We start from the raw sequence: 13,170 nt of genomic DNA, 5'->3' as shown, positions 1-13,170 counted from the left end.
ACCGCACTTGACTTTGCCTCTGCGGACACCCGTACGGAGGTGGCATTGATGCTCTCGGCAAAAAGCCTGTTCCAGGAGATACTCGACGACGACGAGTCCTTCCGGCTCTTCTGTTCCATCGCGGCCAGCGGGGAGTCCCAGGGCGGCTGGGAGAACGGCCGGATCGCCGCTCTCGTCCCCGCGAGCCAGCGGGAGCTGGCTCCCAGGATCGTCCGGCACGGCGCCGACGAGGACAAGCACGGCCGGATCTTCAACGCGCTCCTGAAGAAGCGCGGACTGCGGCCCGTGGAGGTCCCGGGGGAGACCGACTACACGATGCTCCTGGAGAGGAACGGCATCGGCCTCGCGCACGGCCGCCTCAAGCGGGAGGAGCCGCTCTCCGAGCGCGACATCATCACCTATCTGGCCCACAGCAGGGTCACCGAGCAGCGGGCCTCGGAGCAGATGCGGCTGCTGTGCAGGTACTTCGCCGACGACCCCGATATCGGCCGCGCGGTGAAGATGATCTCCAACGACGAGGACAACCACCTCGCGTACTGCCACGAGGAACTGCTCCGCCTCGCCCGCGCCGGACACGGCCGTACGATCCAGCGCACCCTGCGGGAGTGCGCGCTGTCCGAGATCCGGGTCTACCGCGACGTCAGCCTCGCGGTGATGGCGCACATGGGCCGGGTACTGCGCTGGCCCCGCGCCAAGGCCGCCGTGCTGGCGGCGGGTATCCACGCGATGTACGCGTACGAGCGTCTCGTCGGCTGGCGGCGCATGGTGAGCCTGACACCGCCCGAGCGGCGTGACGCGCTCGGCGGCCCGGCGGTCGCGGAAGCCGAGTACGCGTGAGCCCGGCGGCCCCCGCCCGGCCCGGACCGCTCCGGGCCGCTCCCCGACGCTCCGGGCCGGCCGCCACGCTCAGAGCCAGCCGCGCCGCTTGAACTGGCGGTACAGGCCGATCACCGCGCAGGCCATCAGCCCGACCACCACCGGATAGGTCCACGCCCAGTGCAGCTCCGGCATGTGGTCGAAGTTCATGCCGTAGATGCCCGCCACCATCGTCGGGACGGCGGCCATGGCGGCCCAGGCGGAGATCTTGCGCATGTCGTCGTTCTGCCGCACGCCCATCTGCGCCAGGTGCGCCGACAGAATGTCCGAGAGGAGCCGGTCCAGGCCTTCCACCTGCTCGTTGGCGCGCGTCAGGTGGTCGGCGACATCGCGGAAGAACGGCTGGGAGTGCTCGTGCACGAACGGCACCCCCGCGCCGGCCAGCCGGGACATCGGTACCGCCAGCGGCCCGCTCGCCCGGCGGAACTCCAGCACCTGGCGCTTGAACGTGTAGATCTCGGCCGCGGTGTTCTTGGAGTTGCCGCTTCCGCTCGGTGCGAACACCTGGGTCTCCAGCTCCTCCAGGTCGACCTGGAGCTCGGCCGCGACATCGATGTAGTGGTCCACGACCGCGTCGCTGACCGCGTACAGCACCGCCGTGGGGCCGTGCTTGAGCACCTCGGGCTCGGCCTCCAGACGGCGGCGGACGGCCGCCAGCGGGGCGCCCTCGCCGTGCCGGACCGTCACCACGAACGAGTCGCCCATGAAGACCATCAGCTCATCGGCGCTGACCGTGTCGCTCTCGGGTTCGTAGACGATCGGCTTGATGACCGCGAACAGCGAGTCGTCGTACACCTCCAGCTTGGGCCGCTGGTGCGCGCTCAGCGCGTCCTCCACCGCCAGCGGGTGCAGCCCGAACTCGTGGCTGACCAGGTCGAACTCCTTCTCGGTCGGCTCGTGCAGCCCGATCCAGAGGAAGGCGTCCCCGGTGGCCCGCGCCTCGTCGAGCGCGTCGGAGAAGTCGGCGGGGCCGTCGGTACGGCGCCCGTCTCGATAGATGGCACAGTCCACGATCATTCGGGACATACTTCCTGGTTATGGGCCATAGCGCAGATGGCACCGTCCACGATCACGGCGGGCATTCTTCCCTGCCGCCGCCCGCTGTGCACCTTTGCCGGGCCATCTACCCTGGCCCGTATGCCCACGCTGATCCTCGTACGCCACGGACGCTCCACCGCCAACACGGCCGGAGTGCTCGCGGGCCGCACCCCCGGTGTCTCCCTCGACGAACGCGGTGCCGAGCAGGCCGCCGCACTCCCCGGACGGATGTCCGCGCTCACGCTCGCCGCCGCCGTCTGCAGCCCCCTGCAGCGCTGCCGCCAGACGCTCCAGCCGCTGCTCGACGCCCGCCCCGGCCTTCCCCTGCACACCGAGGAGCGGATCAGCGAGTGCGACTACGGGGACTGGTCGGGGCGCAAGCTCGCGGAGCTCTCCGACGAGCCGCTGATGACCGTCGTGCAGCAGCACCCCTCCGCCGCGGCGTTCCCCGGCGGTGAGTCCATGCGGGCCATGCAGGCCCGCGCCGTGGACGCCGTACGGGACTGGAACGCCCGCATCGAGGCGGAGCACGGCGATGACGCGACGTATGTGATGTGCTCGCACGGCGACATCATCAAGGCACTCGTCGCCGATGCGCTCGGCATGCATCTGGACCTGTTCCAGCGCATCCACGCCGACCCCTGCTCGGTCACGGCGATCCGCTACACACGGCTGCGCCCCTTCCTCCTCAGGCTCGGCGACACCGGCGACCTCGCCCCGCTGGCACCGCGCGAACGGACCGCCGGGGCGGACGCCTCGGCGTCACCCGGCGGAGACGGTTCGGCGGACGCGGCGGTCGGGGGCGGCGCGGGGGCGCCGTGATCGCTCCGCACAGTAGGGTGGACGCGCCGTAGGCGCCCCTCATCCGCCGTCAATTCTCAAGGGAGACAGGACGTGTCCCGTCAGGTGTTCCTGTACGACCCGCCGGACCGGTTCGTGGCCGGTACGGTCGGGCTGCCTGGCCGCCGTACGTTTTTCCTCCAGGCGTCGTCGAGCGGCCGGGTCACCAGCGTGGCGCTGGAGAAGACCCAGGTAGCCGCCCTGGCCGAGCGGATCGACGAACTGCTCGACGAGGTCGTACGGCGGACCGGCGGCAACTCGCCGGTGCCCGCCGTGGCCCCCACGGACATCGCCGACACCGCACCCCTCGACGCACCCGTCGAGGAGGAGTTCCGGGTCGGCACGATGGCGCTGGCCTGGGACGGTGAGGAGCAGCGCATGATCGTCGAGGCGCAGGCCCTCGTCGAACTGGACGCCGACTCCGAGGACGACCTCGCGGAGGCCGAGGAACGGCTTCTGCAGGACGAGGAGAACGGACCGCCGATGCTGCGCGTCCGGCTGAGCGGCGCCCAGGCGCGCGCCTTCGCCAAGCGGGCGCTGGATGTCGTGAACGCCGGCCGCCCGCCGTGCCCGCTGTGCAGTCTGCCGCTCGATCCGGAAGGACACGTATGCCCGCGCCAGAACGGATACCGTCGCGGGGCCTGACGGACACCGATTTGCTCACCCTGCTCACCGAGGGGCGGCTCACGGTCCTGGGACAGGTCCGCGGCGCGTCCAACGCGGTGCTCCACTGCACGGTCGCGTACGAGGGCGAGGAGCGCACCTGCGTCTACAAGCCCGTCGCCGGGGAGCAGCCGCTCTGGGACTTCCCCGACGGGACGCTCGCCCAGCGCGAGGTGGCCGCCTACGAGGTCTCCGAGGCGACCGGGTGGGGACTCGTCCCGCCCACGGTGCTGCGCGACGGACCGTACGGCCGGGGCATGTGCCAGCTGTGGATCGAGACCCCCGGGGGCGAGGCGGAGCCGTCGCTGCTCGCGCTCGTCGAGTCCGAGGAGCCCGGGGAGGGCTGGAAGGCCGTGGGCTTCGCCGAGGTGGGGGAGGGCCGGACGGCGCTGCTGGTGCACGCGGACGACCCGCGGCTGCGGCGGCTGGCGGTCCTCGACGCGGTGATCAACAACGGTGACCGCAAGGGCGGGCACCTGCTGCCCGCGCCCGGCGGGCGGCTGTACGGCATCGACCACGGCGTCACGTTCAACGCGGACGACAAGCTGCGGACGCTGCTGTGGGGGTGGGCCGGGGAGCCCCTGACGGCCGAGGCCGTGGAGGTGCTCGGTCTGCTGGCCGCGGAGCTCGCGCCGGGCGCGGCGCTGGCCACCCGTCTGGCCGGACTCGTCACAGGGGCCGAGCTGGAGGCGCTGCGGGGGCGGGTCGCGGGGCTGCGTACGGCGGGGCGGCATCCGGAGCCCAGCGGGGCGTGGCCGGCGATTCCGTGGCCGCCGGTGTGACAGCCGGGAACGGACCGTCCCGGGACCGGTAGACGAACCGTCCCGTCCGCGCAAGACCGCCTCTTCGGCCACGTTCCCCTATCCGGTTCGTATCCGGAAGCATCGTCCGGTTACGCTCATGACATGCATGCCTGGCCCGCTTCTGAGGTCCCCGCCCTGCCTGGCAAGGGCCGCGACCTTCGGATCCACGACACCGCGACCGGCGGACGGATCACCCTTGACCCCGGTCCCGTCGCCCGCATCTACGTCTGCGGCATCACGCCGTACGACGCGACCCATATGGGTCATGCGGCGACCTACAACGCGTTCGACCTCGTTCAGCGCGTGTGGCTCGACACCAAGCGGCAGGTTCACTACGTCCAGAACGTGACCGACGTGGATGATCCTCTGCTGGAGCGGGCCGTGCGCGACGGTCAGGACTGGACCGAGCTCGCGGAGCGCGAGACGGCCCTCTTCCGGGAGGACATGACCGCCCTGCGCATGCTCCCGCCGAAGCACTACATCGGCGCGGTGGAGGCGATACCCGGCATCGTCCCGCTCGTCGAACGCCTCCGGGACGCGGGCGCCGCCTACGAACTCGAAGGCGATGTGTACTTCTCCGTCGAGGCCGACCCGCACTTCGGCGAGGTCTCGAACCTCGACGCCGAGGCGATGCGCCTGCTCTCCGCCGAACGCGGCGGCGACCCGGAGCGCCCCGGCAAGAAGAACCCCCTCGACCCGATGCTCTGGATGGCCGCCCGTGAGGGCGAGCCGAGCTGGGACGGGGCCTCGCTCGGCCGCGGCCGGCCCGGCTGGCACATCGAGTGTGTGGCCATCGCGCTGGACCATCTGGGAATGGGCTTCGACGTTCAGGGCGGCGGTTCCGACCTGGCCTTCCCGCACCACGAGATGGGCGCCTCGCACGCCCAGGTACTGACCGGCGAGCACCCGTTCGCCCAGGCCTACGTCCACGCCGGCATGGTCGCGCTGGACGGCGAGAAGATGTCCAAGTCCCGGGGCAACCTGGTGTTCGTCTCCGCGCTGCGCCGCGAGGGCGTGGACCCGGCCGCCATCCGGCTGGCCCTGCTCGCGCACCACTACCGGGCCGACTGGGAGTGGACCGGCCAGGTGCTCACCGACGCCGTGGAGCGCGTGGGCCGTTGGCGTGCCGCCGTCTCCCGCCCCGACGGGCCGTCCGCGGACGGCCTGGTCGAGGAGGTCCGCGAGGCCCTCGCCGATGACCTGGACGCCCCCGCGGCGCTCGCCGCGGTGGACCGCTGGGCCGCGCTGGCCGTTGCCGAGGGCGGTACGGACGAGAGCGCGCCGGGGCTCGTCTCGCGCACCGTCGACGCACTGCTGGGCGTCGCGCTCTAGGGCGGTGCCGAAAGTGGCGCCGTCCGCCCGAAGGGCGGGGCTCACGGCGTCCGGTGCGTGCGATCGCAAGGCGGAGGAGTGTTCTCGTACCGGACGTACGAGAACACTCCAGCAACGCGGACAACGCGGCGAGCGTGCGTGCCGGGCGTCGCGAGCCGGGCGGGACTTTCGACACACGCCCCAGGCCTCGGTGCCGTCACCCACCGCTCGATCCGTTCACGACGGCCGGCCCCGGACTTCTTCCCGAAGTCCGGGGCCGGCCGTCGTTTCCGCCCGTCGCGCGCCGCGTGCCCGCCCTTGTCCCCGGACGGTGCCGAGGCCTGCTGCCGCCGATCGGCCCTCGAATCGGTCCTCGGATCAGTCCTCGGACGAATCCTCGGATGTTTCGTCCGGGTTTTCGTCCGGTCCGCCGTCCTTGTCGGAGGACGAGGGCGTGGAACCGTCCTGCGGCGGGGCGCCGGGGGTGTTCTCGAGGCCTGTTTCCGGCCGCGGTGGTCTGGGGGGTCTGGCGCGGCCGGAGGAGGTGTCCCGCAGGTACGAGGCATCCCCGGACTCCGTGGCATGGCCGCCGGGCGCCTGTCCCGGGCCGCCGTCCCGGCGCCGCAGATAGCGCTCGAACTCCCGGGCGATGGCCTCGCCGGACGCCTCGGGCAGCTCCGCGGTGTCCCGGGCCTCCTCCAGCGTCTGGACGTACTCCGCGACCTCGCTGTCCTCGGCGGCCAGCTGATCGACGCCGAGCTGCCAGGCGCGGGCGTCCTCGGGCAGTTCACCCAGCGGGATCCGCAGGCCGATCAGGTCTTCGAGGCGGTTCAGCAGCGCCAGCGTCGCCTTGGGGTTGGGCGGCTGCGACACATAGTGCGGCACCGCCGCCCACAGGCTCACCGCGGGCACGCCCGCATGGGTGCAGGCTTCCTGGAGGATGCCGACGATGCCTGTCGGGCCTTCGTACCGGGTCTCCTCCAGGTCCATGGTCCTGGCCAGATCCGGGTCCGAGGTGACGCCGCTGACCGGTACCGGCCTGGTATGCGGGGTGTCGCCCAGCAGCGCGCCGAGGATGACGACCATCTCGACGCCCAGCTCATGGGCGTAACCCAGGATCTCGTTGCAGAACGAGCGCCAGCGCATCGACGGTTCGATGCCGCGGACCAGGACCAGGTCGCGGGGTTTCTCCCCGCCGACGCGGACCACGGAGAGCCGGGTGGTGGGCCAGGTGATCTTGCGCACCCCGCCGTCCAGCCACACCGTGGGCCGGTTGACCTGGAAGTCGTAGTAGTCCTCGGCGTCGAGCGCCGCGAACACCTCGCCCTTCCATTCCCGGTCCAGATGTCCGACCGCTGTGGAGGCGGCGTCACCGGCGTCGTTCCAGCCCTCGAACGCGGCCACCATGACCGGGTCGATCAGCTCGGGTACCCCCTCGAGCTCGATCACCCAGGCCTCCTTCCGAAGTCTTCTTGTGTACGGAGCAACCTTACGGGTTGGCCCCCCTCCTGCAGCAGCCTCTTTGCACGGGTGGGTGAACCTTGCCACTGAGGGGTGCATCAACGGTCGAATCAGGGCATCAGCCCCTGGATTCATCCGAGCTGTATGACGGAATTTCCCCTCAACCCTGGACGCCTGCCCCTGTACGGCGCTATACATCGGATGACCACACCAGAGATCCGATGTTATTTGCCCTGGGGGGCGCACATGAGTCAGACCGTCACGGATTTCGAGGTCCACGACATCCGTTTTCCCACCTCGGAACAGTTGGACGGCTCGGACGCCATGAACCCCGACCCGGACTACTCCGCCGCCTACGTCGTCCTGCGCACGGACCTGCCCGGCAGTGACGGCGCGGGTATCGAGGGACATGGCTTCTGTTTCACCATCGGACGCGGCAACGAGGTCATGGCCGCCGCCATCGAGGCACTGCGCCCCTACGTGGTGGGGCGTCCCGCCCCCCGTACCGCCGCCGACCTCGCCGCGCTGTACCGCGATCTCACCCACGACTCGCAACTGCGCTGGCTGGGCCCGGAGAAGGGCGTGATGCACATGGCGGCCGGCGCGGTCGTCAACGCGGCGTGGGACCTGGCGGCCACCGCGGCCGGCCTGCCCGTCTGGCAGTTCCTCGCCGGGATGACGCCCGAGGAACTGGTCTCCCTCGTCGACTTCCGCTACCTCACGGACGCGCTCACCCCCGAGGAGGCCCTCGCGATCCTGCGGGCCGCCGAACCGGGCCGCGCCGAGCGCACCGAGCGGCTCCTCGACCGGGGCTACCCGGCGTACACCACCTCGCCGGGCTGGCTGGGCTACTCCGACGAGAAGCTCGCCAAGCTCGCCCGGGAGGCCGTCGCCGACGGCTTCGGCCAGATCAAGCTGAAGGTCGGCGGCGACCTGGACGACGACATCCGCAGACTCGCCATCGCCCGCGAGGCCGTCGGCCCCGGCGTCCGGATCGCCGTCGACGCCAACCAGCGCTGGGACGTCGCGGACGCGGTGGCCTGGATGAGCGCGCTCGCGCCCTACGACCCGCACTGGATCGAGGAGCCGACCAGCCCCGACGACATCCTCGGCCACGCCGCCGTGCGCGCCGGACAGTCCGTCAAGGTCGCCACCGGCGAACACGTCGCCAACCGCGTCGTGTTCAAGCAGCTCCTCCAGGCCGGCGCCGTCGACTTCGTCCAGATCGACGCGGCACGCGTCGCGGGCGTCAACGAGAACCTGGCGATCCTGCTGCTCGCCGCCAAGTACCAGGTGCCCGTCTGCCCGCACGCCGGCGGTGTCGGACTGTGCGAACTGGTCCAGCACCTCTCGATGTTCGACTATGTGGCGGTCTCCGGAACCTGGGAGGACCGCGTGATCGAGTACGTCGACCATCTCCACGAGCACTTCGCCGACCCCACCGTCCTCAAGGACGGCCGCTACGTCGCGCCGCGCGCACCGGGCTTCTCCGCCCGGATGCTCCCCCGGTCGATCGCTGAACACCGCTACCCGCAGGGCCCCGTCTGGCAGGCCCGCCTTACGCCTCAGGAGGCCGACCGATGACCGGCACACAGGACTTCGACGGGATGTCCGCCCTGGTGACAGGCGGTGCCTCCGGGATCGGGGCCGCCGTGGCGGCCATGCTCCTGGAGCGCGGCGCACAGGTCGCCGTCCTCGACCGGGAGACCGCGGGCGCACCCGCCGGAGCGCTCGCGCTCCAGGCCGACGTGAGGGACGACGCGGCCGTGCGCGACGCCGTGGACCGGGCCGCCGCCGAACTCGGCGCCCTGCACACCCTCGTCTCCAACGCCGGGATCGGCTCCGTCGGCACCGTCGAGGACAACGCCGACGACGAGTGGACCCGGGTGCTGGACATCAACGTCCTCGGCATGGTCCGCACCGCCCGTCACGCGCTGCCCCATCTGCGCCGCGCGGCCGCCGCCCGGCCGGGCTCCGTCTCGATCACCCAGACCTGCTCGATCGCCGCCACCGCCGGACTGCCCCAGCGCGCCCTGTACAGCGCGAGCAAGGGCGCGGTGCTCTCGCTGACCCTCGCCATGGCCGCCGACCACGTGCGCGAAGGAGTCCGCGTCAACTGCGTCAACCCCGGCACCGCGGACACCCCGTGGATCGGCCGGCTGCTGGGGCAGGCCGATGACCCGGACGCCGAACGCGCCGCGCTCAACGCCCGCCAGCCGCTCGGCAGACTGGTCTCGGCCGACGAGGTCGCCGCCGCCATCGTCTATCTGGCGAGCCCGTCCGCCGCCTCCGTCACGGGCACCGCACTCGCCGTCGACGGCGGGATGCAGGGCCTGAGGCTGCGCCCCGCCGACGCCTGACAGCAGCGGTCCCGCACGGACCCGCGCCACCGCACGACCCCCGTGACCACCGTACGGAAGTGACCACCGCGCCCCGGGACACCGCACGAGCCGCCCCATCCCGCACCGCCGAAATGCTCCGATCCGGTACTCCACGAAGGACGGGACCCATGAGAGTGCGTACGACGAGTGCGGCGGCCTGCGCCGTACTGCTGGCCGTCACAGCCCTTGCCGGCTGCAACCGCGACTCCGCCGACAGCGGGTACGGGGGCGGAAAGGTGGGCATCGATCTGCCGCGCAGCGACAGCGACTTCTGGAACTCCTACCAGCAGTACGTGGAACAGGGCGTCAAGGGCGGCGAGGTGAAGGCGCTGCCGCTGACCAACTCGCAGAACGACATCGGCAAGCTCGTCGCCAATGTCCGGACGTTCACCGACCAGGGTGCGAAGGCCGTCGTGATGGCCCCGCAGGACACCGGTGCGATAGCCGAGACGCTCAACACGCTGAACGAGAAGAAGATCCCCGTCATCAGCGTCGACACCCGCCCCGACAAGGGCAGCGTCTACATGGTGGTGCGCGCCGACAACAAGGCGTACGGGGCCAACGCCTGCAAGTACCTCGGCGAACAGCTGGGAGGCAAGGGCAAGGTCGTCGAATTCCAGGGCGACCTGTCCTCGATCAACGGGCGCGACCGCTCCCAGGCCTTCAAGGCCTGCATGGACAAGGACTTCCCCGGCATCGAGGTCTTCGAGCTGGCCACCGACTGGAAGGGCGACGTCGCCTCCGCCAAGCTCCAGTCGACGCTGGCCGCGCACCCCGACATCAACGGCATCTACATGCAGGCCGGCGGGGTCTTCCTCCAGCCCACGCTCGCCCTGCTGGAACAGAAGAAGCTGCTGAAGCCGGCCGGTGCGCCCGGTCACATCACGATCATCTCCAACGACGGCATCCCGGAGGAGTTCGACGCCATCAAGGCCGGGAAGATCGACGCGACGATCTCCCAGCCCGCCGACCTGTACGCGAAGTACGCCCTGTACTACGCCGAGGCGGCCCTGGACGGCAAGACCTTCGAGGAGGGCCCGACCGACCACGGCTCCCACATCATCAAGATCCCGGGCGGCTACGAGGACCAGCTCCCGGCACCCCTGGTGACCAAGGAGAACGTCGACGACCCGAAGCTGTGGGCCAACCAGCTGGAGAAGTGAGCCTGCCATGAACCAGGCACCACCACCGGCGGTACGGGCGACGGGCATCGTCAAACGCTTCGGGCCCACCGTGGCGCTCGACGGCGTCGGACTCACCGTCCGGCCCGGCGAGTCCCACGCGCTCGTCGGGCGCAACGGCGCGGGCAAGTCCACCCTGGTCGGCGTCCTCACCGGACTCCACCGGGCGGACGGGGGAGCGGTGACCTTCGGCGGGGAGCCCGCGCCCGCCTTCGGGGACACCACGGCCTGGCAGTCCAGGATCGCCTGCGTCTACCAGAAGTCCATGGTCGTCCCGGATCTGACCGTCGCCGAGAACCTCTTCCTCAACCGGTTCGACGACAAGGCCCGCTGGATCAGCTGGGGCAGGCTCCGCAGACGCGCGGAGACGCTGCTGGCCGAGTACGGGGTGCGGGTCGACCCCGACGCGCGGGCCCGGGATCTCGCCGTGGAGCAGCGGCAGTTCGTGGAGATCGCGCGGGCGCTGTCGTTCGGCGCCCGGCTGATCGTCCTGGACGAGCCGACCGCGCAGCTCGACGCCCGGGGCATCGGGCGGCTCTTCGACAAGCTGCGGGAACTCCAGGGCCAGGGAGTGGCCTTCCTGTTCATCTCCCACCACCTCCAGGAGGTGTACGAGCTGTGCACCGCGGTCACCGTCTACCGGGACGCCCGCCATGTGCTGACCACCCCGGTCGCCGACATCGGCAAGGCCGATCTGGTGGCGGCCATGACGGGGGAGCGGGGCCGCGTCGCGGGTGCCTGGCACGCCGCCGCGGCGGGCGCGGCCGACGAGTCGGCCGACCCGGTGCTGCGTACCGAACGGCTCTCACTGGCGGGCGAGTTCGAGGCGATCGACCTCCAGGTACGGCCCGGTGAGGTGCTCGGCCTCGCCGGTTCGGCGGCCAGCGGCAACACCGCGCTCGGCGAGACGCTGGCCGGGATGCGCAAGGCTTCCGGTGGCACGGTCTCCGTGCACGGCGGCGTCGTACGGCCGGGCAGCGTGCCGCACGCCCTGGACGCCGGAATCGGGTACATCCCCGAGGACCGTCACGACCAGGGGCTCGTGCTGGACCGGAGCGTCGCCGAGAACGCCACCCTCACGGTCACCGACCAGCTGGGCCCGTGGGGGACCGTACTGCCCTCCCGCACCCGGCGGTTCGCCCGGTCGATGATCGACTCCCTGGACATCAAGACCCAGGGGCCCGAGCAGCCCGTCTCCGGACTCTCCGGCGGCAACCAGCAGAAGGTGGTGGTCGCCCGCGCGCTCGCCCGGAAACCGAGCGTGCTGGTCGCGGTCCGGCCCACCGCGGGAGTGGACATCAAGTCCAAGGACTCGCTGTTGGGCGTGGTCCGGCGGGTCGCCGACGAGGGAAACGCCGCAGTGATCATCTCGGACGAGCTGGACGACCTCCGGGTGTGCGACCGGGTGCTCGCCCTGTTCCACGGGCGGGTCGTCGCGACGTTCGCAAGCGGGTGGACCGACGGGGAACTCGTCGCCGCCATGGAAGGTGTGGGGGAAAGGGAATGACCGGGACGATACAGCCGTCCGTCGCCGACGACGGCATCACGAGCGGGGCGAAGGGCACCGGCCCGCGCGGCCGCCTGGCGCTGATCCGGTGGAGCGACTTCTCCCTGGTGCCGGTGATCCTGGTGCTGATGGTGATCGGGTTCATCGTCTCGCCGGTCTTCCTCACCTCCAACAACCTGATCAGCGTCGTCCAGCAGTCCTCCGAGCTGAGCCTGCTGGTGCTCGGCCAGGCGCTGATCCTGATCTGCGGCCGGATGGACCTGTCGCTGGAGTCGACGATCGGCATCGCGCCCGTCGTCGCCATGTGGCTGGTGCTGCCCGAGGACGGCGGCCGTTTCGCCGGTCTGGAACTCTTCCCGGCCTGGTCCGCGATCCCGCTCTGTCTGCTCGTCGGCCTGGTCGTGGGTGTGATCAACGGCTTCCTGATCCTCAGGCTCCGGGTCAACGGCTTCATCGCCACGCTCGGCATGCTCACCATGCTGCGCGGCCTCCACATCGGCATCACCGAGGGCAAGTCGATCACCGACGTCCCGGAGTCCTTCCGCTACCTGGGCAGGAGCGAGTGGTCCGGCGCCCCCGCCGCGGTCTGGATCTGCCTGGCCCTGTTCGCGATCGGCGGCGCCGCGCTGGCCTGGCTGCGCCACGGACGCGCGCTGTACGCGATCGGAGGCAACCCGGAGGCGGCGCGGGCCGCCGGTATCAGGGTGGACCGGATCACCTGGATCGTGCTCGCCGTCGGCGGTCTGCTGGCGGCCTTCGCGGGCATCCTCTACACCGGCCACTACGGATCGGTGGCGGCCACCCAGGGCAACGGCTGGATCTTCCAGGTGTTCGCCGCGGCGGTGATCGGCGGCATCAGCCTCAAGGGCGGGCGCGGGACGCTGTTCGGCGCCCTCACCGGCGTACTGACGCTCCAGCTCGTGGTCAATGTGATGACCCTCGGAGGTGTGCCCGCGCTGTGGAACCAGTTCCTCAACGGCGTGATCATCATCGTGGCGCTGGTCATCTCCCGCTTCGCGAGCGGTGAGAAGCAGGACTGAGGAGGACCGAGGACATGCCGTACGGGCCGGTGGGGAAGCGCCCCCACCGGCCCGTACGGCATGTCATGG

The 13,170-nt window shown here is 71.0% G+C and carries 12 protein-coding genes; 10 read left to right on the top strand and 2 right to left on the bottom strand.

The features are described 5' to 3' along the window. The first annotated feature begins 48 nt into the window (after window positions 1-48). Window positions 49-837, top strand: coding sequence for a ferritin-like domain-containing protein (locus tag OHA98_RS27220; RefSeq protein WP_266929366.1), 789 nt, complete (start codon window positions 49-51; stop codon window positions 835-837). 69 nt (window positions 838-906) lie between these two features. Here OHA98_RS27220 and corA read toward each other — a convergent pair whose 3' ends face one another. Continuing rightward, window positions 907-1,902: a magnesium/cobalt transporter CorA gene (gene corA / locus OHA98_RS27215; protein WP_266929365.1), complete on the bottom strand. Its 996-nt coding sequence runs from the start codon at window positions 1,900-1,902 to the stop codon at window positions 907-909. Window positions 1,903-2,013: 111 nt separating this feature from the next. Between corA and OHA98_RS27210 the strand changes: the two genes are divergently transcribed. The 4 genes from OHA98_RS27210 to mshC all read left to right on the top strand — a co-directional run bounded on the left by OHA98_RS27210 (window position 2,014) and on the right by mshC (window position 5,552). After that, complete coding sequence (locus OHA98_RS27210; protein WP_266929364.1) at window positions 2,014-2,736, top strand: histidine phosphatase family protein; 723 nt, start codon at window positions 2,014-2,016, stop codon at window positions 2,734-2,736. Window positions 2,737-2,808: 72 nt separating this feature from the next. Further along, window positions 2,809-3,399, top strand: coding sequence for a DUF3090 domain-containing protein (locus OHA98_RS27205; RefSeq protein ID WP_266929363.1), 591 nt, complete (start codon window positions 2,809-2,811; stop codon window positions 3,397-3,399). After that, a complete protein-coding gene (locus tag OHA98_RS27200) occupies window positions 3,363-4,199 on the top strand; it encodes an SCO1664 family protein (protein WP_266929362.1) in 837 nt (278 codons plus the stop codon). The genes OHA98_RS27205 and OHA98_RS27200 overlap by 37 nt, the downstream gene beginning before the upstream one ends. A 123-nt stretch (window positions 4,200-4,322) precedes the next feature. Further along, entirely contained in the window at window positions 4,323-5,552 is a 1,230-nt protein-coding gene (gene mshC / locus OHA98_RS27195; RefSeq protein WP_266929361.1) for a cysteine--1-D-myo-inosityl 2-amino-2-deoxy-alpha-D-glucopyranoside ligase, read from the top strand. 357 nt (window positions 5,553-5,909) lie between these two features. Here mshC and OHA98_RS27190 read toward each other — a convergent pair whose 3' ends face one another. Further along, complete coding sequence (locus OHA98_RS27190; protein WP_266929360.1) at window positions 5,910-6,980, bottom strand: PAC2 family protein; 1,071 nt, start codon at window positions 6,978-6,980, stop codon at window positions 5,910-5,912. Window positions 6,981-7,238: 258 nt separating this feature from the next. Here OHA98_RS27190 and OHA98_RS27185 point away from each other — a divergent pair, with 258 nt between their 5' ends. The 5 genes from OHA98_RS27185 to OHA98_RS27165 all read left to right on the top strand — a co-directional run bounded on the left by OHA98_RS27185 (window position 7,239) and on the right by OHA98_RS27165 (window position 13,101). Then, window positions 7,239-8,576, top strand: a complete 1,338-nt coding sequence (locus OHA98_RS27185; protein WP_266929359.1) for an enolase C-terminal domain-like protein — start codon at window positions 7,239-7,241, stop codon at window positions 8,574-8,576. After that, on the top strand, window positions 8,573-9,352 hold the full coding sequence (locus OHA98_RS27180) for an SDR family NAD(P)-dependent oxidoreductase (RefSeq protein ID WP_266929358.1): 780 nt from the start codon (window positions 8,573-8,575) through the stop codon (window positions 9,350-9,352). The genes OHA98_RS27185 and OHA98_RS27180 overlap by 4 nt, the downstream gene beginning before the upstream one ends. Before the next feature lie 149 nt (window positions 9,353-9,501). After that, a complete protein-coding gene (locus tag OHA98_RS27175; RefSeq protein ID WP_266929357.1) occupies window positions 9,502-10,536 on the top strand; it encodes a sugar ABC transporter substrate-binding protein in 1,035 nt (344 codons plus the stop codon). Between the two features lie 7 nt (window positions 10,537-10,543). After that, on the top strand, window positions 10,544-12,061 hold the full coding sequence (locus OHA98_RS27170) for a sugar ABC transporter ATP-binding protein (RefSeq protein ID WP_266929356.1): 1,518 nt from the start codon (window positions 10,544-10,546) through the stop codon (window positions 12,059-12,061). Continuing rightward, window positions 12,058-13,101 (top strand): ABC transporter permease, encoded by a 1,044-nt coding sequence (locus tag OHA98_RS27165; protein WP_266929355.1) that lies wholly within the window; start codon window positions 12,058-12,060, stop codon window positions 13,099-13,101. The genes OHA98_RS27170 and OHA98_RS27165 overlap by 4 nt, the downstream gene beginning before the upstream one ends. The last annotated feature ends 69 nt before the right edge of the window (window positions 13,102-13,170 follow it).

This window comes from Streptomyces sp. NBC_00654 (genome assembly GCF_026341775.1).
Classification (GTDB): domain Bacteria; phylum Actinomycetota; class Actinomycetes; order Streptomycetales; family Streptomycetaceae; genus Streptomyces.
This window is presented reverse-complemented; position numbering and strand designations above follow the sequence as displayed.